General features: G+C 72.7%; 14 protein-coding genes. 7 read left to right on the plus strand and 7 right to left on the minus strand.

Going from position 1 to position 20,354, the window contains the following annotated elements:
* Window positions 1–38: 38 nt before the first annotated feature.
* The 3 genes from CC117_RS02420 to CC117_RS02430 form a co-directional block, all read right to left on the minus strand.
* Window positions 39–536, minus strand: coding sequence for a methylated-DNA--[protein]-cysteine S-methyltransferase (locus CC117_RS02420; RefSeq protein ID WP_071082090.1), 498 nt, complete (start codon window positions 534–536; stop codon window positions 39–41).
* Entirely contained in the window at window positions 533–2,062 is a 1,530-nt protein-coding gene (locus CC117_RS02425; RefSeq protein WP_407673460.1) for an AlkA N-terminal domain-containing protein, read from the minus strand. The genes CC117_RS02420 and CC117_RS02425 overlap by 4 nt, the downstream gene beginning before the upstream one ends.
* A gap of 142 nt (window positions 2,063–2,204) precedes the next feature.
* On the minus strand, window positions 2,205–4,337 hold the full coding sequence (locus tag CC117_RS02430; RefSeq protein WP_071082092.1) for a putative bifunctional diguanylate cyclase/phosphodiesterase: 2,133 nt from the start codon (window positions 4,335–4,337) through the stop codon (window positions 2,205–2,207).
* Window positions 4,338–4,978: 641 nt separating this feature from the next.
* On the opposite strand from CC117_RS02430, the gene CC117_RS02435 reads away from it, so the two are divergent.
* The 5 genes from CC117_RS02435 (at window position 4,979) to CC117_RS02455 (ending at window position 12,428) form a co-directional block, all read left to right on the plus strand.
* Window positions 4,979–5,359, plus strand: coding sequence for a YccF domain-containing protein (locus tag CC117_RS02435; protein ID WP_071082093.1), 381 nt, complete (start codon window positions 4,979–4,981; stop codon window positions 5,357–5,359).
* Window positions 5,360–5,660: 301 nt separating this feature from the next.
* Window positions 5,661–8,231 (plus strand): substrate-binding domain-containing protein, encoded by a 2,571-nt coding sequence (locus tag CC117_RS02440; RefSeq protein WP_241829760.1) that lies wholly within the window; start codon window positions 5,661–5,663, stop codon window positions 8,229–8,231.
* Between the two features lie 190 nt (window positions 8,232–8,421).
* A complete protein-coding gene (locus CC117_RS02445; protein WP_071082095.1) occupies window positions 8,422–9,813 on the plus strand; it encodes a cystathionine beta-synthase in 1,392 nt (463 codons plus the stop codon).
* 82 nt (window positions 9,814–9,895) lie between these two features.
* The gene (locus tag CC117_RS02450) at window positions 9,896–11,053 is read left to right on the plus strand and encodes a cystathionine gamma-synthase (protein WP_071082096.1); all 1,158 of its coding nucleotides are present in this window, start codon (window positions 9,896–9,898) and stop codon (window positions 11,051–11,053) included.
* Window positions 11,054–11,432: 379 nt separating this feature from the next.
* Window positions 11,433–12,428, plus strand: a complete 996-nt coding sequence (locus CC117_RS02455; protein WP_071082097.1) for a hypothetical protein — start codon at window positions 11,433–11,435, stop codon at window positions 12,426–12,428.
* Between the two features lie 701 nt (window positions 12,429–13,129).
* Here the strand turns inward: CC117_RS02455 and CC117_RS38510 are convergent.
* On the minus strand, window positions 13,130–13,960 hold the full coding sequence (locus CC117_RS38510) for a LuxR C-terminal-related transcriptional regulator (protein WP_241829761.1): 831 nt from the start codon (window positions 13,958–13,960) through the stop codon (window positions 13,130–13,132).
* On the opposite strand from CC117_RS38510, the gene CC117_RS02465 reads away from it, so the two are divergent.
* On the plus strand, window positions 13,931–14,224 hold the full coding sequence (locus CC117_RS02465; protein ID WP_071082098.1) for a hypothetical protein: 294 nt from the start codon (window positions 13,931–13,933) through the stop codon (window positions 14,222–14,224). The two genes, CC117_RS38510 and CC117_RS02465, sit on opposite strands and share 30 nt — an antisense overlap.
* 608 nt (window positions 14,225–14,832) lie before the next feature.
* Window positions 14,833–16,503, plus strand: coding sequence for an MMPL family transporter (locus tag CC117_RS40855; RefSeq protein WP_198541698.1), 1,671 nt, complete (start codon window positions 14,833–14,835; stop codon window positions 16,501–16,503).
* A 380-nt stretch (window positions 16,504–16,883) separates the two neighbouring features.
* Here the strand turns inward: CC117_RS40855 and CC117_RS02485 are convergent, their stop codons facing one another.
* From CC117_RS02485 to CC117_RS02495, 3 genes are read right to left on the minus strand one after another with little or no spacing between them, the layout of a single operon-like run.
* Window positions 16,884–17,435, minus strand: coding sequence for a serine O-acetyltransferase (locus CC117_RS02485; protein ID WP_116287676.1), 552 nt, complete (start codon window positions 17,433–17,435; stop codon window positions 16,884–16,886).
* Window positions 17,425–17,661: an acyl carrier protein gene (locus tag CC117_RS02490; protein ID WP_071082105.1), complete on the minus strand. Its 237-nt coding sequence runs from the start codon at window positions 17,659–17,661 to the stop codon at window positions 17,425–17,427. Before CC117_RS02490 ends, CC117_RS02485 begins: the two co-directional genes overlap by 11 nt.
* Window positions 17,661–19,901 carry an HAD-IIIC family phosphatase gene (locus CC117_RS02495; protein WP_071082107.1) on the minus strand — a complete coding sequence of 747 codons (2,241 nt, stop codon included), beginning with the start codon at window positions 19,899–19,901 and terminating at the stop codon, window positions 17,661–17,663. The genes CC117_RS02490 and CC117_RS02495 overlap by 1 nt, the downstream gene beginning before the upstream one ends.
* Between the last annotated feature and the right edge of the window lie 453 nt (window positions 19,902–20,354).

Raw genomic sequence — 20,354 nt, forward strand, 5'->3', positions numbered from 1 at the left:
GCCCACCCGCGGGGCCCCCGGCCGCGGGTGGCCCCGGCTCACAGCAGCGAGACGCCCGCTGCCCGTTGTTCGAGCGCCAGCAGCCGGCTCTTGCGGTGCAGACCGCCGCCGTAGCCGGTGAGGCTGCCGTTCGCGCCGATCACGCGGTGGCAGGGGACGACGATCCCGATCGGGTTCCGGCCGTTGGCCAGCCCGACGGCGCGCGACGCACTCGGCTGGCCGATCCGCCGCGCCAGTTCCCCATACGAGATTGTCACCGCGTAGGGGATCTCGCGCAGCGCCGCCCAGACCCGCCGCTGGAAGTCCGTGCCGGCCGGCCGCAGCGGCAGGTCGAAGGCCGTCCGACCCCCGCCGAAGTACTCGTCGAGCTGGCGGGCCGCCTCACCGAAGGCCGTGTCGTCGCGGTCGCCGAACCAGGCCGGGTCGGGCAGGTGACGTCCGCCGGCCATGAACAGGCCGACGATCTCGCCGTCCCTCGCCACCAGGGTGAGCGGGTCGACCGGACTGTCGATGACGGTGTGCGTGTGACGGGTCACTGCTCTTCCTCTCCTCGCACGTTGCCCTGCAGTGCCCACAGGTGCTGGACGGCGTACGCCCGCCAGGGCCGCCAGGCCTCGGCACGGGCGAGCAGCGCGCCGCGGCCGATGGGCAGCCCGAGGCGTGCCGCACCCCGCCGGACACCCAGATCCTCGACGGGAAAGGCGTCCGGGTCGCCGAGGGCCCGCATGGCGATGGTCTCGATCGTCCACGGGCCGATTCCGGGCAGGTCCGCCAGGGCTGCCCTGCTTCGCGCCCAGTCACCGCCTGCGCCGAGCTCGATCTCACCGGCGGTGAGGGTCACGACCAGCGCGGTCAAGGTCCGTCGCCGCGCCGCCGGTATGGCGGGGACCTGGGCGTCCGCGGTGAGCCGGGCGAGATCGATGGTCCTCGGCCACAGGTGGGTGAGTCCCCCGTCCGGGTCATGGATCGGCTGGCCGGCGGCCTGGACCAGTCGGGCGGCGAGCCGGCGGGCCGCGGCGATCGACACCTGCTGCCCGAGCACCGCGCGCATCGCGAACTCGGCCGCGTCGACGGTGCGCGGCACCCGCCGGCCCGGGGCACGGACGATCAGCGGAGCCAGCGCGGCGTCGCCGGCGAGCTGGCTGTCGATCGCCTCGGGGTCGGCGTCCAGGTCGAGGAGGCGACGGCAGCGGGCGATGACCGGGCCGAGATCCCGCATGTCGGTGAGGGAGAGTCGACAGGCGATCTGGTCCGGCAGCGGCCGCAGCGCGACGATCGCGTACCCGTGCGGCGTACGCAGTGATCGGCGGTAGGCGCCGTCGCGCCATTCCTCCACACCCGGGACGGCCGTCGCGACGAGATGCCCGAACAGTTCGGCGGGATGCAGTGGCCCGCGGAACGGCAGGCGCACCGTCAGCGAGGACATCGCCGGAGCGGACGACCTCGCCGCGGTGGTGGGCGCCACCGCCATGGTGGGCGCGGTGGCCGAGGTGGCCATGGCGGACGACCGCAGGTCACCGGGAGCGGTCGCGAAGACCTCGCGCACCGTCCCGTTGAAGGCTCTGATGCTGCCGAAGCCGGCGGCTGTCGCGACGTCACCCATGCTCATGGTCGTGGTTTCGAGCAGGAGCCGGGCGGTCTGCGCGCGTTGCGCACGGGCGAGCGCGAGCGGGCCGGCGCCGAGTTCGGCCAGCAGCTGGCGCTCGACCTGCCGGATGCTGTACCCGAGCTGGACGGCCAGCCCGGGGACGCCGTCGCGGTCGACGACGCCGTCCGCGATGAGCCGAACGGCCCGGGCGACGACGTCCGCCCGGTGGTTCCAGGCTGGCGACCCGGGGCTGGCATCGGGACGGCAGCGCTTACAGGCCCGGAAGCCGGCGCGCTGCGCCGACGCGGCGGTCGGATGGAAGCGCATGTTCTCGGCGCGCGGCGGTCTCGCCGGGCAGCTGGGCCGGCAGTAGATGCCGGTCGAGGTGACCGCGACGAAGAACCACCCGTCGAAGCGGGCATCGCGGGACCGCACGGCGCGCGCGCACAGCTCGGGGTCCGGCAGCGGCGCCACGGGACCCGTGGCGCCGGCCGCCCGCAGCTGCTCGTCGGGGGTGGGCACCTGTCCAGGATTCGCGCGCGGAGCCGGCCAGGTCCAGCAGGAATCCGACATCGCGGCCCGGCGGACGCGCCTGGGTGAGGTGGCGGGGTGGGCGTCAGGTGGCGGCGAAGGCCTGGCGCAGCAACGTCGCGGTGAACTCGTCGGCCCGGGCCGGTTCGCCGAACAGGTGGCCCTGACCCAGATCGGCGCCGAACGCGCGCAGCGCCGCGGCCTGCCCAGGTGTCTCCACGCCCTCGGCGGTGACCGACAGCCGCAGTTTGCGGGCGAACTCCACGATCGCCTCGACCAGGTGGTCGTCCCGGCTCGGCTCGGTGCCCTGGCCGAGTTTGGCGACGAACAGGCCGGCGAGCTTCAGCCCGCGCACCGGCATGGTCGACAGGTAGGCGAAGTTCGACCAGCCGGTGCCGAAGTCGTCGATGACGATGCGCACGCCGAGCGCGCTCAGCCCGTGCAGCGCGGTGAGCTGCTCACCGCCGGAGTCCATGAGCACGGTCTCGGTGAGCTCGAGCTGGAGCCGCTCCGGCGGCAGACCGGTGCGGGCCAGGATGCTCTCGACCACGTCGACCAGGCCCGGCTCACGCAGCTGGCGAGCGGAGAGGTTGACACTGATGAACATGTGCGCCGGCCAGTCCCTCGCCGTCTCGCACGCCCGCTCGAGCACCCACTCCCCGAGCTGGACGATGAAGCCGGTGTCCTCGGCCAGGTCGATGAACTCACCGGGACGGGTCGGCCCGAGCCGGGGATGGTCCCAGCGCAGCAGCGCTTCGGCACCGGCCATCGCACCGCCGCCGAGGTCGACGATCGGCTGGTAGACGAGCGAGAACTCGCCTCGGGCCAGACCGGGGCCCATCGAGCGGGACAGCAGGCCCCGGGTCGCCTCCCGGGTGCCCCGGTCGGCGTCGAACGCCGTCCATCGGTTCTTCCCGCCGCTTTTCGCCCAGGTCAGTGAGGCGTCGGCGGCGGCGATGAGGTCGGYGGGCCGGGTCTCGGCGACGGCCATCTCGACCACGCCGATGCTGCAGGTGACCGGCAGGTCCCGGCCGTCGACGCGGACGGGGTCACGCAGGGCGGCCAGGGTCTGTCGGGCGATGCCGGTGACCGCGTCGATTCCGGCGCTGTCCGGCACCAGGATCATGAACTCGTCACCGCCCATCCGGGCCACGGTGCCCGCGGGCGGTGTCGCGGTGACGACCCGGTCGAGCCGGCGGGCCACCTCGATGAGCAGCTGGTCGCCCGCCTCGTACCCGAACCCCTCGTTGATCATCTTGAACCGGTCGAGGTCGAGGAAGCACAGGCCGATCCGCGTCATGGGCCCGGCGGTGCGGAATGCTGCCTGCAGGCTGTCGAGGAACGCGGTCCGGTTCGCCAGCCCGGTCAGCGCGTCGCGCCGGGCGTGCAGCCGGATTTCCTCCTGCAGCCGGCGGCGCTCGGTGATGTCCTCGAGCATCGCGACGCCGAACCAGTCGCCGGCACCGCCCCGGGTGGTCGACAGGGTCATCGCCACCCACATCGGCGTCCCGTCCGGTCGCAGAATGCGGCACTCGGCGCGAGAACGCCCGCGACGGGCCTCCCGCCACAGCCTTCCGACGACCTCCCGGTCCGCCGGATGGACGATCTCCTGCAGCGGCCAGGCCATCGGCGGGCGGTGCGCGGCCAGGCCGAGCAGGTCCAGGGCGGAGTCGCTGGCCTCGACGATCCGCCCGGTGCGGTCTGCGACGAGCATGCCCAGCGCGGCACCGCTCAGGACGGCGTCCAGCCTGCGCTGCCAGACCCGCTGTACCCGCTCGGCGTGGACGCGGGCACCGAGATCGGCCCGCCGGAGGGCGGCGTGGCCGTCACGGGTGCGCTCCCGGAGGGCTTCCGTGTGGCCTTGTACGAGCTCGCCCAGCAGGTCCGCGATCCGCCCGGCGAGAACCACCGGGCCGGCTGCCGACGCCGGCCGGGCCGGGTCGGTCCGATGGGCCAGGGTGGCCAGTTGGCGGCCGAGCAGCCGCACGGTCCGTCCCAGYGCCTCACCGGAGATCACCTGCCCGTGCACGAGCCGGGCACCGGTCTCGTAGCCGATCTCGGGCCGGAAGGGCTCGGCGCGCACCGCCCGGAGGAGCTCCGCCGCCAGGCGTGTCAGCCAGGCGCGGGCGTCCGCGGCGGTGAGCGGCAGGAGATCGACCGCGGTGATCTCGGCGAACCACTGGTCCACCAGGTCCGCCGTCTCGGTCTCGATCGTCACCGGATACCTCAGTCCCGCCCGTGGAGTACCGCTTTCGCGTTGCCACTCATTCACCGGCACCGCTTGCTCACGTCGTGTTGTCAAACGGACAAAACGGTCTATTTCATCAACTGCCGCAAACCGTACTCCAGTCTGCGCGCCCCGGGTGGTCCCCAGCCCATACGCGCCACCGGCACGATTGCCGTCCCGCCATCGTTTGGCGGCCCGAGAACGGGGCATGCAGGCACCGCGACCATGCCCGGAAAGCACTATGAGGCCGGCAGCGCCACACACGAGCTGTGAGGAGCACCACGCTGCGCGGACGCCTGCGATCGTGTCTGCCCACGGAAAAGACAACAGGGAGGCGGAAAGGGGCCGTGGCTTGGGCGCCTGCACACGGTCACCGCCACCCGGCGGGCCCACCCGCACCGCGGGTGACCGTGGTAAGGCAGGTCGAACGGCTCTCGACCCGTCCGGGGAGGTCCATCCGGGGCAGGAGTTCCGGGCCGGTCAATGCCGTGATCGCGTGTCCCAGGACCGACCTGAACCCGGCTACGGAGGGCGGCTCCCGCACCGGAGAACGGCGCGGGCGGCACCTGCCCCGCCTCCACGGAGTTCCATGAGCACACCTGAGCGCACGACCCAGGGAGGCGGCGACATCGATGCGCATCCTACTCAACGTGATCTGGCTGGTGCTGTGCGGAGTGTGGCTGGCGATCGGTTACGCCCTTGCCGCGCTGATCTGCTTCATCCTCATCATCACAATTCCGTTCGGCATCGCTTCGCTGCGTATGGCCAACTACGCCTTGTGGCCGTTCGGACGCAAAGTGGTGGACAAGCCGACCGCCGGGAGCGCGTCACTGATCGGCAACATCCTGTGGATCCTGCTCGCCGGCTGGTGGCTGGCACTCGGGCATCTGACCACCGRCATCGCGCTCTGCCTGACGATCATCGGGATACCGCTCGGCCTGGCCAACTTCAAACTCATTCCGGTTTCGCTGCTGCCCCTCGGAAAGGACATCGTCCCGGTCGAGGAGCCATAGCCGCACCCGCAACCCGTCAGCTCTGCTGTGACAGCGTGCTACCGACGCACGATGCGCCGGTAGCGACACCCGCCACGGTGCAACCCCCACTCTCCGCCCCGACCCCACCGCCCACGCAAATCCCGTGCGGGTGCGGTATCGCACCACAATCCCTCTGGGTACCATCTTCGCGCTGTGATGGGACACCAGGGGGGAAAGCATGGGGTATCAGCTCGGAATCGATCTGGGAGTATCCGAAACAACTGTCGCGGTCGCCGAGGCAGGATGGCCGAGCCTCGTTCCGATCGGAACATCGGCGACGGTGCCCACGATTCTTCACCTGGGCCCTGATGGCACCGCACGCGGCGGCCTGGCCGCCGCCGGACTGGCCCGGTCAGACCGGCGCCACATCGCGGAACGATTCGTCGAACGGCTCGGCGATCCCACTCCCATTCTCGTCGGCGGCGTCGGCTACAGCGCCTCGGCCCTGGTGGCGCGCTACCTGTCGTGGCTGGTGGAGACGGTCACCACGGCCCGCGGCACAGCACCGGACCTGGTGCTGGTAGTCGTCCCCGGCAGCTGGCCGCATCGTCGGCGCGAAGGACTGGCGGACGCGCTGGCCCGGGTCGAGGCCGACGTCGCGCTCGCCGTGCGCACCGCGGCCGAAGCGTCCGCGGCCCTGTTCAACCGGGCTGGCAGGGCCACCCCGGGCAGCTATGTAGGCACGTTCGACCTGGGCACCGGCTGGTTCGAGGCAGCCGTGCACGCGGCCATGCCAGCCGGGTTCGTGGTCGCGGGTGGCCCGGTCGGTCTCTCCGACGCGACCACCTCGATGCTGGACGAGCTGCTGCGGACCCACGTACTTGCCGCCGCTGCCCGGCTGGCCGCGGCTGCGCCCCCTCCCGACGCGGCTGTCCCCTCCTCCGTCGCAGGCCCCGACACCGAGGACGGCACCACGGACGGCACCGCGGCGGAAACCGCATCGCCAGCGGCTCCGGTGTCGACACCGCCCCTGGCATCGACGACACCACCGGTGTCGGCATCGGCATCCGGCCCCCTGCTGACCGCGTGCGCGGCGGCGCGGGAGGAGCTGGTCATCCAGGAGAGCACCCGGATCGAGGTGAGCGCCGCCGATTCCGGTACCGGCGACGCGATCAGCGTGCCGGTCACCCGGGACGAGTACGAGGCCCTCGTCCGGCCGATGATCGAAGACGCCGTGCGCGCCCTCGCCCGGGCCATCCGCTCGGTTCCGGCCACACCGGAGGACCTGTCGCTCCTGGTCATGCGCGGCCCGGGAGCGCGCCTCCCCCTCGTCGGCAGGCTGCTCGACGAGTCGCTCGGCGGCATCGGCCGCCGCGGGATCGAGGCCGACTCCGACCTGGCGCTGGGCGCCGCGCTGCTCGCCGCGACGGAGAGCCCGGCCGAACCGGCCGGCTCCCAGACCGTGGTACTCGGGCCGGCGGCCTACGTGACCACCCCGCCGCCCAGCATTCCGCCGGTGAGCCGGCCGCCGGCAGTGAGCTCGCCGGTCGACGTCCCGCCCGGTGCCGTCGCGGGTGGCCTCGCTGACCCGGGTGGCGAGCCCGTGGCGCCGGTCACCGCACTCACCGCGCTGACGGAGCGCGCGACAGCTGCCGGTCACCAGCCCCCGGCAGGCGCCACCGGGCCCGCGGCAGGCGGGCCCGTGGCAGGCGGGCCCGTGGCAGGCGGGCCCGTGGCAGGCGGGCCCGTGGCAGGCGGGCCCGTGGCAGGAAGGTCGGGTAGCAGACCACGGCCAGGGACTCGGCCGGTCGGGCCGTTCGGGTCGATGCGCCGGCTCCTCGCCGCCGCCGCGGCTCTCGTCGTCTTCGTCACCGGCAGCGTGACTCTGGGCCTCGTGCTCACGGATGACGGGAGCGACCCCGCCGCCATCACGGCCGCCGACACCGGACCGCTGCCGCCGTCGACCATCGACCAGCACCCCCAGTTCCCGGCGGACTCGATGCGCTCCGCCGAGCAGGCCGCCGGGATCGGCGCCGACGACGCCACCGCGACCCGGACCACGGTGCCGGCCGGCCCCAACACGGTGATCGCGACCGGCTCCGCCGAGGTCGCCCCCATCACGGGGACCGCGTACGCGATGTTCCGCGAGGCGCAGAAGGGCGTCACCGTCCAGGTGAGCGCGACCGACACCGACGACGGCCTCACCAAGCTCTGCGCCGGCCAGGCCGACATCGCCGGGGCGTCGTTCGCGCTGACCGACCCGGCCTGCAAGGACAAGGTGGTCGGATTCGAGATCGCGCACCACCTGCTGCCGATCGTGGTGTCGAAGGCGAACACCTGGGCGCAGTGCCTCACCACGGCGCAGATCGGCTCGCTGTGGAAGCGGGACTCCACCGTGACCAGCTGGAACCAGATCGATCCCTCCTTCCCGGCCGAGCCGGTGCGGCTCGTCGGCCCCGCGCCGAGCACCGTCCACGCCAAGGTCTTCCTCGCCAGCATGACCGGCGCCTCCGACAACACCCGTCAGTACCAGGAGGTCGAGCTGGACGAGGTGCCGGCGGAAATCGAGTACGCCCGCGGCGCCATCGGGTTCATGGACTACTCGAACTTCCAGGCGGCCGCGGACGAGGTGCGCGCCGTCCAGATCGACGCCGGCCGCGGCTGCGTGGAACCGAACGCGGTCACCGCGGGCACCGGGATGTACATGCCACTGTGCAAGCCGCTGTACATCTATGCGAGCAAGGAGGCGCTGCGCCGACCGGCCGTCGCGGCGTTCATGAAGTACTACATGGAGAACCAGCGGGACGTGACGAACCGGGCCCATTTCGTCGCCCGGGACGACGCCACGATCCGGGACAACACCACGATCGTGAACGCCATGACGGCCGGGGTGGGACCCGTCCAGACCTGAGCCGACCGGTCCCCGGCCTGGTCAGGCATGGTCTGTGGGCCTGCTCTGACCAGGCCTCGGAAGGCTCGCTCGGTGTCTCCCCGTGTCCGGACCGTGGCCGAACGGCGGAGCGGGAGGACCGCCGGTAGCGTCTGTCCCGGCGGCTGCGCCAGCAGTCGGCGCAGGGTCCTCGGCGAGGGGGCGGCGGGCTATGAACGTCTACGACCATGTCACCGATCTGGTCGGTGACACGCCACTGGTACGGCTGACGCCGACGATCGCCGACACCAGGACGCCGGTGCTCGGCAAGCTCGAGTACCTGAACCCGGGCGGTTCGGTGAAGGACCGGATCGCCCTGTCGATGATCGCCGCTGCCGAGGCGGACGGCCGGCTCGGCCCCGGCGGCACCATCGTCGAGCCGACCAGCGGCAACACCGGCGTCGGTCTCGCCATGATGGCCGCACGGCGCGGCTACCGCTGTGTGTTCACCATGCCCGACAAGATCAGCGAGGAGAAGCGCGCGGTCCTGCGGGCCTACGGCGCGGAGGTGATCATCTGCCCGACAGCCGTCGCGCCGGACGATCCCCGCTCGTACTACTCGGTCGCGCGGCGGGTCCAGCGCGAGACGCCCGGTGCCTGGAGTCCCGACCAGTACTCCAACCCCGACAACCCGGCCGCGCACCAGGCCACCACCGGCCCCGAGATCTGGCGCGCGACCGACGGCCGGGTCACCCACTTCGTGGCCGGCATCGGCACCGGCGGCACGATCAGCGGAACCGGCCGCTATCTCAAGGATGTCAGCGGCGGGGCCGTCCAGGTCGTCGGCGCCGACCCGGAGGGCTCGGTCTACTCCGGCGGCAGCGGCCGGCCCTACCTCGTCGAGGGGGTGGGCGAGGACATCTGGCCGTCGACCTACGACAAGTCCGTGGTCGACCGGGTGGAGGCCGTGAGCGACCGCGACTCCTTCCTGATGACCCGGGAGATCGCTCGCCGCGCCGGCATCCTCGTCGGCGGCTCCTGCGGGCTGGCGGTCGTCGCCGCGCTGCGGGTAGCCCGCGAGCTGGACGCCGCCGGCACGGCCGACGGCTGCGTCGTGGTGCTGCTGCCCGACTCCGGCCGCGGCTACCTCTCCAAGATCTTCAACGACGAGTGGATGTACGACAACGGCTTCCTCGAGCCGCCGTCGGACGAGCCGACCGTCGCCTCGGTACTCGCGCACAAGACCAGCCAGACTGCCGGGCCGCCCGACCTCGTCCACGTGCATCCCGACGAGACCGTCGGGGCGGCCATCTCCTACCTGCGTGAGTTCGGCGTCTCGCAGATGCCTGTGGTGCGGCACGAACCGCCGGTGCGGGCCGCCGAGGTGGCCGGCGCGGTGGCCGAGCGGGACCTGCTCGACGCCGTCTTCGCCGACCGCACCACGGTGGACGCCCCGGTCGTCGACCACATGTCCGCGCCGCTGCCGACGATCGGTGCCGGCGAACCGCTGTCGGTGCTCGTGACCGCGCTGGGGGAGAACCCCGCCGTGCTCGTCCTCGACGAGGGCAACCCCACCGGCATCCTGACCAGGGCCGACCTGCTGACGTTCCTCGCCGTTCACTGACGTCCCCGGCTGGAGCCGGCCACCGGTGGTCGCCGCCCGGCACCGGCCCGCGGCCGCTCCCTCACACGCGAAGGTTGGCTCCATGGCTGATCGGAATGCGGGCTTCGAGACCGTGGCGGTGCACGCCGGGCAGGAGCCCGACGCGGCGACCGGTGCCGTGGTCGTGCCCATCCATCCCGCGTCCACGTTCGCGCAGGACGGAGTGGGCGGGCTCCGGGCCGGCTTCGAGTACGCCCGCTCCGGCAACCCGACCCGAGCGGCGCTGGAGACGAGCCTCACCGCGCTGGAGGGCGGCGCCGCCGGCCTCGCCTTCGCCTCCGGCCTGGCCGCGTCGGACGCGCTGCTCCGCGCGGTGTGCCGACCCGGAAGCCATGTCGTCATCCCCGCCGACGCCTACGGCGGCACCTACCGCCTGTTCGCCCGGGTGCTGGCCGAATGGGGCGTCGAGCACACCGCCGCCGACCTCAGCGACCCGGCGGCGGCCAGYGCGGCGATCCGGCCCGGGGCCACGGCGCTCGTCTGGTGTGAAACGCCGACCAACCCCCTGCTGGCCATCGCGGACATCGCCGCTCTCGCCAGTGCCGCCCACCAGGCGGGCGCCCTGCTGGTCGTCGACAACACCTTCGCGTCGCCGTACCTGTGCCAACCGCTGGCCCTCGGCGCGGACGCCGTCGTCCACTCGACCACGAAGTACCTCGGCGGGCACAGCGACGTGGTCGGTGGGGCGGTGGTGACCGCGTCGGCCGAGCTCGCCGAGCGGGTGCGTTTCCTGCAGAACGCGGCCGGCGCGGTTCCCGGGCCGTTCGACGCCTGGCTCGTGTTGAGGGGAATCAAGACGTTGCCCGTGCGCATGGACCGGCACTGCGCGAACGCCCGGGAGGTCGCCGCGCTTCTCGCCGGCCACTCCGCCGTCTCCTCGGTCCACTACCCGGGCCTCGCCGGCCATCCGGGCCACGAAATCGCCGCGAAGCAGATGCGCGACTTCGGTGGCATGGTCTCCTTTCAGCTCGCGGCAGGCGCGGACGCGGCGCTGGCGGTGTGCGCGGCCACTCGGCTGTTCACCCTTGCCGAGTCGCTGGGCGGAGTCGAGTCGCTGATCGAGCATCCAGCCCGGATGACCCACGCATCGGTCGTCGGCTCCCCACTGGCGGTACCTGATGATCTCGTCCGGCTCTCGGTCGGCATCGAGGCGGYCGACGACCTGCTCGCCGACCTCGACCAGGCCCTCGACACCGTCTGAGGCAGCGCATCACCGGGGCAGCCGCCGACACACCTGGCCACCCGGCTGTTCATGCCCCACGCCCCGGCGCCCCCACGTCCCACGTGCGGGTGGTCGGTTCGCGACCAGGGCAGCCCGCCAATGCACACATAACCCAACAGAAGGCCAGCCAGTGCACGTCAAATACAAAACGGCACACCTGGGCTGCCTGGCGCGTAGAAACACCCAGCCATATGACGAAAGTCCCGAGATTCCAGCGGGATGACGACAGAACGCGGCGGTCTCGCTACCGTCAGAGTAGCTTCGCGATCATCTCTTTCCGGAGACTAATCATGAGATTACGTCCGGATCATCCGGGCTTCTGCCGCCGTGACCGGACAACGACGCCCAGGAGTACGGGATGGACGAAGCCGCGGACAGGCGGCTGGTCGTTGCCGCAGGTGCGACCGCAGCCGCGCTCGCACTCGGGGGATCACGTCTCATGACTGCGGCGGATGACCCGGGCCGGGACGCCCTCGACCGGATCGAGACCGGTCTGGCGACCATGGCGCGCCGCTGGGAGACGATGGCCCCCTCGGACCTCGTCGAACGGCTCGACGTCATCGCCCGCCACACCGAGACGATGGCGGGCCGGCGCCAGCCCGCAGCCATCCGTCGGGACTGGCGCCGTACCCACAGCAGGGTTCTGGTCATGGCGGCCGTGGCGCAGGGCGACAGCGGCATGTCCGGGCGGGCGGTCGTGTCGGCCCGGACGGCGCTGGTACTGGCCCGTCACGTCGGCGACGCGCCGACCGCCGCCCACGCGGGCGTCGTCCTGGCCGAGCTGGCCGCCTACACCTTCAACAGCGTCGACGACGGGCTCTCCCTCGCGCTCGCGGCCCGTTCCACAGCCCCCCGCTCGCATACGGCGATCCTCGCGATGACCACCGAGGCCAACATCCGCGCCGGTCGGGGCGAGCCCGTCGATCGGGTGATGGAGGTGGTGCTGGACGCCGAGAAACTGGCCCGCGACGTACCCACCGCCGCGCAGGGCTACGCCCTTGACGGCCTACATCCGGGCTACCTGCCGACCTTCGGGGGCGCCGCGCTGGTGGGCGCGGGCGCGCTGACCGAGGGGCGCCGCCGGCTCACGACCGCCGCGACGTCATTCGACCGGTCGCGTGCGCCCGGGGCGCTGGCCGCGGTGCGGCTGTACCAGGCGTCCGCCGCGATGCACGCCGACGCGCTCGACGAGGCTCAGACGCTGGCCACCCGAGCGCTGGCGACCTCCGCAGTGCGCCCCACCGCCTGGCTGACCAACGGGATCATGTCGCTTGCGAACCGGGCCCGGAGCCGGGGAGCCGACTGGACGGGCCTCGTCACCCAGGCCCAGGAATGGGCCCCGGCCGCCGTGTAGCCGCGCCGGCCGGCTGATCTCGATCGCGCAGCCGCCAGGCCGGCGGACACCGCACCGGCGGACACTCTCGAGGTGGACCCGACTCCGACCGAACCAGGGCGGGCGGGCGTCAGACGGGCCGGGCGCAGGGGCGCGGAGCGCAGGGAGGCGCGGGCGGCTCCGGGCGTGTGGGCAGGATGCGGTGCGGYGGTGCCGCGGGGGCCGGGGCCCGGCTTCGCCTCGGCGCAGCGGACGCGCAGGGCGCCACCGACGGCGACGGCCACCAGTGCACTCACCAGCGCCGCCGCGAGCAGCACGGCAAGTACCGCGAATGCCGACGAGCCGGTCAGCAGATCAGCCGGCCAGGATCCATCCGGTGCGGCCCCTCCGGGCACGGACTGTCCATTCATGCGAATAGGTGGGGGCGTCGGCAGCGCGGCGGGAGCCGCGGGCGGGCCGACGGACATCTGGGATAGCGAACTCAAAGACACGGCGGCACGGTAGCGGATGCCCGGACAGGGTAACCAAGTGACCTGATCACTTGCAGAGAAGTGCAGCGGAGATCACTCAGCTTCTTTTCCGCCAACCGAGTCCCAACACCTTGATTATTGAGATATCTCCCCTTCGAGACCGCTCTCCGGCACGATTCAACGGCACTGATCCGCTGGCCGACAATGGGGCGCAAACGCCATGACGGCTGTTGGCGAATGCACACCATACGCTCAGGTGCTCAGGTTCCRCACGCCCCGCGGCCCGGATCCGTCCGGTCCACCGGCGCGAAAGCCGACATCATGCGCCAGTACGATCGCGCCGGCCCGGTCACGCACCTCCAGCTTTCCGAAGATGCTGCCGACGTGGGCCTTCACCGTGCGCTCAGCCACCCGCAGCTCCGCCGCTATCTCACGATTCGTGGCACCGCGCGCCATCGCCTGCAGGACCTGCAGCTCGCGGTCGGAAAGACGCTCGAACCTCCGCCGCACCCCGAGATCGGCGACGGCCTTGTGGGGATCGAGGCGGCCACCTCCCGGCCGTCGTCCCGGGGGCCGGCCGTGATCGAACCGCCGAGCGCGTGGACCCGTTCGATCATCCCGGGGAGCCCCATCCCCGGCGGACGCGGCCCTGCCAGTCCCGCGACGACCCTGCCGACAGAGCCGGGCCCGCCGCCGGCGAGCTGGCCGCCGCTCGGCGCGAGCCGCCGCTCGGCGCGAGCCGCCGCTCGGCGCGAGCCGCCGCTCGGGAGCGCCGGCACCGTTGCCGGACGCCGGGCCCCGGACGCCCCACGGGGGCGCATCGTTGCGGATCACCACGTGGACCGCGGCGGCGACCACCTCGATGCTGATCGCCGTCGCCGCGCCGCCGGCGTGGTGCAGGACGTTGGCCAGCGCCTCACGCACCGTCCGGAACAGGACCGAACCGGCGGCCTGGTCGAGCCCGTCGAGGCTGTCCTCGCCGCGGTCACCCACGACCGAGAAGGCGACCTCCATCCCGCTGCGCCGGTAGCCCTCGACCAGGGCGCCGATGTCGTGCGCCGCCGGCAGCGGCCCAGCGCCCATGCCGCCGCCGACGCCGCCGACGGCGACGCCCACTCCACTGCCGCCGCCACCACCCCGGCTGTCGCCGCCGAGCAGGCCGACGACCCGGCGGATCCCCTGCAGGCTCTCCCGCCCGACGTCCTCGGCCCGGGCCAGCGCCTCGTCGGCGCGCGGGCTCGCTGCGGATCAGCCGGCGGGCCCGGTGATGTTGAGCAGTGCCACCGCCAGCGAATGCGCGACCAGGTCGCGGCGGCACCCCAGACGATCGAGCCCGAGGCCAGGTAGCCGTCGTGCTCCCCGACTGGCTGGCAGCTGAAGTCCACGTACGACAGGACGACGACCGCCGCCACCATCGACGTGTTGAGCGGCACCGACGGCGACCGCAGTGCGACCCAGGCAGCGACGGCCACCAGCACCAGCAGCGCGGACTTCGGCGCGTCCAGCAGGATCAGCCCCGTCACCGACGCGACGCTGACCGGTGCGGCCAGGGCCGGCGGGACCCGCCGGCCGCCGATCTCGGCGGCCGGCGCCGCCACCGCGAGCAGGATCAGCGCCAGCGCCACCGGTTCCGGCCCGACGAGCAGCGCGCTGATGAGCGCGGCAGGACAGGTGCGGCCGTACACGGCTCCGTACACGGCTCCGTCCGCGAGCCGCACCATGCCGGCCAGCGGGTCGGCGGTGCTGTCTCGTGCGGGCCGGCCGAGCGGCGCACCACCGGACCCCCGAGGTTCATGCCCACGCATCTCACCGTACGAGGCGGTCCGGTGCGCCGCCTCGTACTCAGGACGGCCCGGGCACCTGGACCGCGGTACAGCCCCCAGCCGGCCCGCGTCCCGGATGCTGATGGCCGCGGGCCGGATGTGCCCGGCCGGCGCCGGTGGCCTGCTCGGGCCATGCTTTCAAGACCTTCGTCCACCTTCTCCGAGCGGCTCGTGGCTGCCCGGGGGCGCGTGCTCCTCTGCGTCCTGCTGGGCCTGGCCGTGCTGACGGGACTGCGCGTCGTCGCGGGCGGCACACTCGCCGAAGGCGGTGTCTCGCCGCCGGACAGCGAGTCCGCCCGAGCGGCCGACCTGCTGGCGGATCATTTCGACCGCACCCCCACAGGTCTGATCGCCGTGATCGCCGCCACCGGTGCACCGAGCCCGGAAGCGATGCGACCGGTGGATGCGCCGGCGCTCGCCGCCGAACCCGCGGTCACGTCGGTCGTCTCCTGCTGGGATTCCGCGAGCTCGGCGGGCGGGGCGCTGTGCTCCGCCGACGGCCAGTACGCGCTCGTGGTGGCAAGCCTGCACGGCGACGACGGCGCACGGGCCTCCCTGGCAGGCGACCTCGCCGAGCGGCTGCGCCGTTCCACCCCGGCGGCCACGGTCAGCGTGACCGGTCCCGACGTCGTCGCGGCCGAGGTGGGTGACCGGACCGCGGCGGACCTGCTGCGCGCCGAGCTGATCGCCCTTCCGTTGATCATGGTGCTGCTGGTGCTGTTCCTGCGCGGTGTGCGGGTCGCGCTCGTCCCGGTCGCCGTCGGCATGCTGACCGTGCTCGGTGGCATCGCGCTGATGGGCCTGCTCGCCGGCGTCATCCAGGTGACGACGTTCAGCACCAACATCGTCGTCGGCCTCGGGCTCGGGCTGTCCATCGACTACGTGCTGCTGCTGCTCCTCCCGGTACCGGGAGGAGCTGGCCAGGACGCCGGRCCGGGACGCCGCGACAGGCCGCGCCACGGCGGCGGACCGGACCACCGCGGCGGACCGGGACGCCGCGATGGCCACCGCAGTCCGGGTGTCCGGTCGGACAATCATGTTCTCGGCGGCGACGGTGGCTGTCTCACTGCTGGCTCTGGCGATGTTCCCGGTGCCGTTCCTGCGCACGATGGCCGTTGCCGGCGTCATCGCCACGGTGCTGGCGGCCCTGTTCACCGTGCTGGTCGTCCCGGCCGCCGTGGCCCTGGTCGGCGATCGGATGATTCCGCGCCGGCGCCGCGCGGCCTCCGAGATCTGCGCCCGCCCTTCATGACGCTGGTCGGCGGCCCGACGGCCGCGCAGGTCGACACCACCGACGCGCTGGTCTCCCGGCTCCCGCTCGTCAGTGGCTTCATCGCGACCGTCACGCTGCTGGCGCTGGTCGCAATGCTCGGCTCGGTGCTCGTGCCGCTGCAGGCACTGCTGCTCAACGTGCTGGGGCTCGGCGCGACGATCGTCAGCGGGATGCGCCACACCGGTTGCATCATCGCCTTCGCCGCGCTGCTGCTGCTGGCCACGGTGTTCGCCGGGTTCATCACCTCGTCGGTCACCAGCATCAAGCTGCTCGGGACGGGTCTCGCCCTCGCGGTCCTGCTGGACGCCTGCGTGCTGCGGACGTTGCTCGCGCCGGCCCTGCTGCGGATCACCGGCCACGCGAGCTGGTGGGCACCGGCTCCGGTACACCGGCTCGGCGCCCGGTTCGGGCTGTCCGAGCACGGAACGCCGCCTGTATACGACGCCCGCCCGCAGGCCCCGGTCGCCCCCGCGACCGTGGCTGCGCAGCCGTCGGCTGTCCACCCGCAGCAGTCGGCGGGCGGCCGGTGAGGCACCGGCGGCCTGGCCTGTCACAGCCCGACCATCGCCTGCCAGTAAGGGTCGCAATCGGCGTCGCAATCACCGCCGTCCTCGTCGTGTCCTGCGCGGCGGCAGGACTCGTGCGCTCACCCGCCAGCCTGACAGCGTGCCGGCGGCGCTCGCGGTCACGGCAGGAGGGCACTGGGCCCGGGTTCCTGCCGTGCGTGCCGGGCGAGCCGTGCGGGACCACCTGGCGGGCACCGTCGCGCAGCCTGGCGCAGGTGCCGGTCAGGTGCTCGTGCGCGGTCCCGACGGCATCCACTTCTGCCCGGTGGACACTCCCCCGATGCGACCATGCCCGACCTGGTCTGTCGGTGCGAAGCGGTACGGCGTCGCGATGGCCGCGTCGCTCACGAGGGAGGCGGCGCGGCCGCGGCCGCGGGACGCATGATCCGCGCCGGTGCGGCAAAGACGGTCGACCCGGCCGGGACGTCCACGGTCACGATCGAGCCGGGCCCGATCCGGACGTCGTCGCCGATGGTGATCGGCCCGATCAGGTGGGCACCCGGCGCGATGTCCACCCGGGAGCCGATCTTCGGGACGGCCTCGGGGGGCGCCTGCGTGTTCGCGTAGCCGATGGTCACTCCGTGGCGGATGATCGTGTCGTCGCCGATCACGCAGTGGCGCGGGATCATGAGCGCCTGGTGGTGACCGATGAGCACCCGACGCCCGATCGCCGCGTCGACGGAGATCTCGGTGCCGTGCAGGTTGCGGATGACGATGTTGTTCACGGTCCTGAAGGCAAGCGTGCCGATCCGCCCGACGACCCCGCCGCGCTCCCGGCACCACCGGCCGAACCGGTGGACGGCCAGCGCCTGGTAGCCGGGGTGCAGCCAGGAGCCGTAGTGGACGGCCCTGTCCTCGCGTAGCTGCTCTCGCAGCGAAAGCCGCTCACCCGACACTGCTGAGTTCCTCGATGCAGGTCCGCAGCTCACCGACGTTCGTGAACGAGCCCAGCCGCTCGTCGGGAATCTGGACGCCGAACTCGCTCTCCACCGCGTAGATCAGGTTGATGTGTGCCAGGGAATCCCAGCCGGGAACCTGGTCCGACGTGGTGGTGTCGGAGACGACCAGTTCGTCGTCACTGAAGATCTCCCGGAAGACCTGGGTGAGGCGCTCGTGCACCATCAGCCGGCCACCTCCTCCATCGTTCGTTCCATGATTGGCGCCGAGGCGCTCGACTCCGCGGTCCCGACCGTGCGCGGCCGGGGTTCGGGCAGTCCACGCAGCCGCGGCGGCTGGGGACCGGATTCCTGCGGGCCAGGCAGGCGCCGGGTGTCACCGGCCGGGCGGCCGTCGACGATCCGGATGAGGCCGGGACTCCGCTGCGCGTCCGTCACGGGCAGCAGCCAGTCGGTGCGCTCACCCGGAGCGCCGTCCGCGCCCTCGCGGCTGCCGCGGCTGCCGATCGGGTCGAAGCCCAGCCGGGGATAGAGATCCGCCACCAGGGCGTTCTTCGCCGTCGGCAGGTAGTGGCCCCGCACCACGGCGCACCCGAGGCGCCGGGCCTCCGCGACGATCAGCCCGGCGATCTCGTCCTCGAGTGTGCGGCCGATGACGCGGCAGCTCATCAGCCAGGTGTCCACGTCCAGCACCGTCAGATCAGTCTCGGCGCTGCTGCCGGCTCCGGCGCCGGCGTCGGCCTCAGCTCCGACGCCGGTCTCCCGCTGCCGGCGGGCGATGACCACTGCCACCAGCCCGTGGTCGGCGAAGCGGTCGGCCAGCCGCAGGCAGAGGACGACCGACGAGGGATCAGCCGCCAGCTCGGCGACCTCCGCCGCACCCCGGCGCCGGGTCGTCAGGTTGAACTGGTTCGTCTTCCCGATGAGCTGCACGACCCGTGGCAGCGTCAGCTCGTCGAGCGGCACCACGGTCGCGGTCATCTCCAGCCCGCGGTGGAACTCCTCCAGGGAGGATGCCGACGCCGCGAGCTCGGCTGCCTGGGCGCGGGCCCGGTACTGCTCGGTACGGGAGGCGTCCTCCGACGTGAGGACGCCCGGTTCGAAGAACGGGTAGTCGGCGAGTGCGCGCACGTACTCGTGGGGGTCCCGTGGCAGCGCGATCACGTCGACCTCGGGCAGCAGCTGCCTGACCACCTCGCGTTCGGCCGGGTTGTCGTCGACGAACACCAGCGCGTCAAGCCCGATGCCGAGCGTGTGCGCGATACGGCGGATCTGGGTCGGCTTGTCGTCCCAGGACGCGCTGAACATCGCGATGTCGTCGAGCCGCAGCCGCATGGCGGGGTGCCGTTCGAAGGCCTCGCGGGCGTCCGCGTCGTTGTTCTTCGAGCACACGGCGAGGATCACGCCGCGGTCGCGGAGCAGGGCGATGTACTCCTGGAACGCGCTGAAGGCCTCCCCAGCCGGGCCGTCGCCCAGCGCGATGCCGGCGAGGCCGTCCTCTCCGAGCACCCCGCCCCACAGAGTGTTGTCAAGATCGAGGACGAGGCATTTGCGGCTGGCACCGAGTTGGGCGCCGAGCACGGCGGCGGTGTGCCGGGCCAGTGCGGGAACGTGACCGAGGGCGACCGCCTGCTTGGCGCGGTGCCAGTAGCGGGGGTCGAACCAGTCACGCTTGCCGACCGTCGCGGCGAGGCGCTCGCAGTCGACGAAGGACACACCGGCGAACCCGCGTTCCACCGGCCCGCCCTCCACCGACGCGTCCGGGGTCGACGTGCCCGAAGTCGACGTTCCGGCCGCGGCCTCGCCGAGCGCGGCATTGAGCGCGGCGAGCAGCGAGGAACGCGCCGCGGGCGTGCGCCGGGCCAGGTGGCCGAACGAGTCGACCTCCGGCACGACGAAGGTGTGCTGGATGACGCGGGCGCCCAGCCGGGAGACGATGATCTCCCACAGCGACGTCCAACGGGYGGCTTCGGCGCGGACTGCCTGGTCGGGGTCCTCGGCGAACGCCGGCAGCGCGGTGTCGCCGGCATGCACGGCAAGGACCACGGCGTCCGGGCCGAAGCCGTGCAGGCCGCTGGAGGGGTCGAGCACCTCCTGGCGGTACTGGCCGTAGCCGCACTCRTACACCTCGACGGCGACGCCGGCGCGGGCCGCGGCCAGCGGCAGCAGCGCGGCGAACTGYGCGGTGGTGTAGCTGCCGAGCACAGCGACCTTCGCCGGCCGCAGCCGCAGGTCGGCCGCCGGGAGTGCGCGGCGCAGCACACCGGCGGCTGCCGTCCAGCCGGCGAGGTCCCCTCCCGCGTCGGTCAGCGCCAGTGCCCAGCGCACGGCGGCGCTGTGATCACCTGCCCGCTCGTGGGCCAGCGCGAGATCGCGGCACAGCCAGGCTGTCGGGACCTCGACCGAAGTGGCGACCGCCACCAGTTCCGCGATGCTCCGCCCACTGCGGCTCTCGGGATCAGCCATAGATCGAATTCCTCCCCCGGACGCCTGTCGCAAAGCGCCCTGCTACACGGAGACGCTGGCCAACTCTACCCTTACGTAAGGGTCTCCGGACAACGACGGAGGATCTCCCTGGTCCATCCGAGAAGCCACTGGACGACCACGCCACAACGAGTAACCACCGGTCGGCGGGCGACCGCTTCCCGGACAGACAGCCGTTTACGAACCGCCCCCGGACGGCCCCGCGCCAGAGCCGGCGCCGGTTCCCCACCTACACCCGTCCAGCCTGGCTCGACCTGGCTCGACCTGGTCTGGTCCAGCCCGGCACGACCCCCGCACCGGCGGACGTCCTGACCCGCACGGCCCGCCGGACGCCATCGCCGGGCCAGCGGAATTCGGGAGATTCCCCCCGCCGCCGCCGACAAACCAGGCGGCCTTGGCCGCAGCAGGCAGCGCAACGGGCGTACCACGGTGGCG

Source organism: Parafrankia colletiae (assembly GCF_001854655.1).
Taxonomy (GTDB): Bacteria; Actinomycetota; Actinomycetes; order Frankiales; family Frankiaceae; genus Parafrankia; species Parafrankia colletiae.

Excerpts from the sequence above, each read along its gene's own strand:
- CC117_RS02445 (WP_071082095.1), top strand. The coding sequence starts at position 8,422 with ATGAACGTCTACGACCATGTCACCGATCTGGTCGGTGACACGCCACTG.
- CC117_RS02455 (WP_071082097.1), top strand. The coding sequence starts at position 11,433 with ATGGACGAAGCCGCGGACAGGCGGCTGGTCGTTGCCGCAGGTGCGACC.
- CC117_RS02490 (WP_071082105.1), bottom strand. The coding sequence starts at position 17,661 with ATGGTGCACGAGCGCCTCACCCAGGTCTTCCGGGAGATCTTCAGTGAC.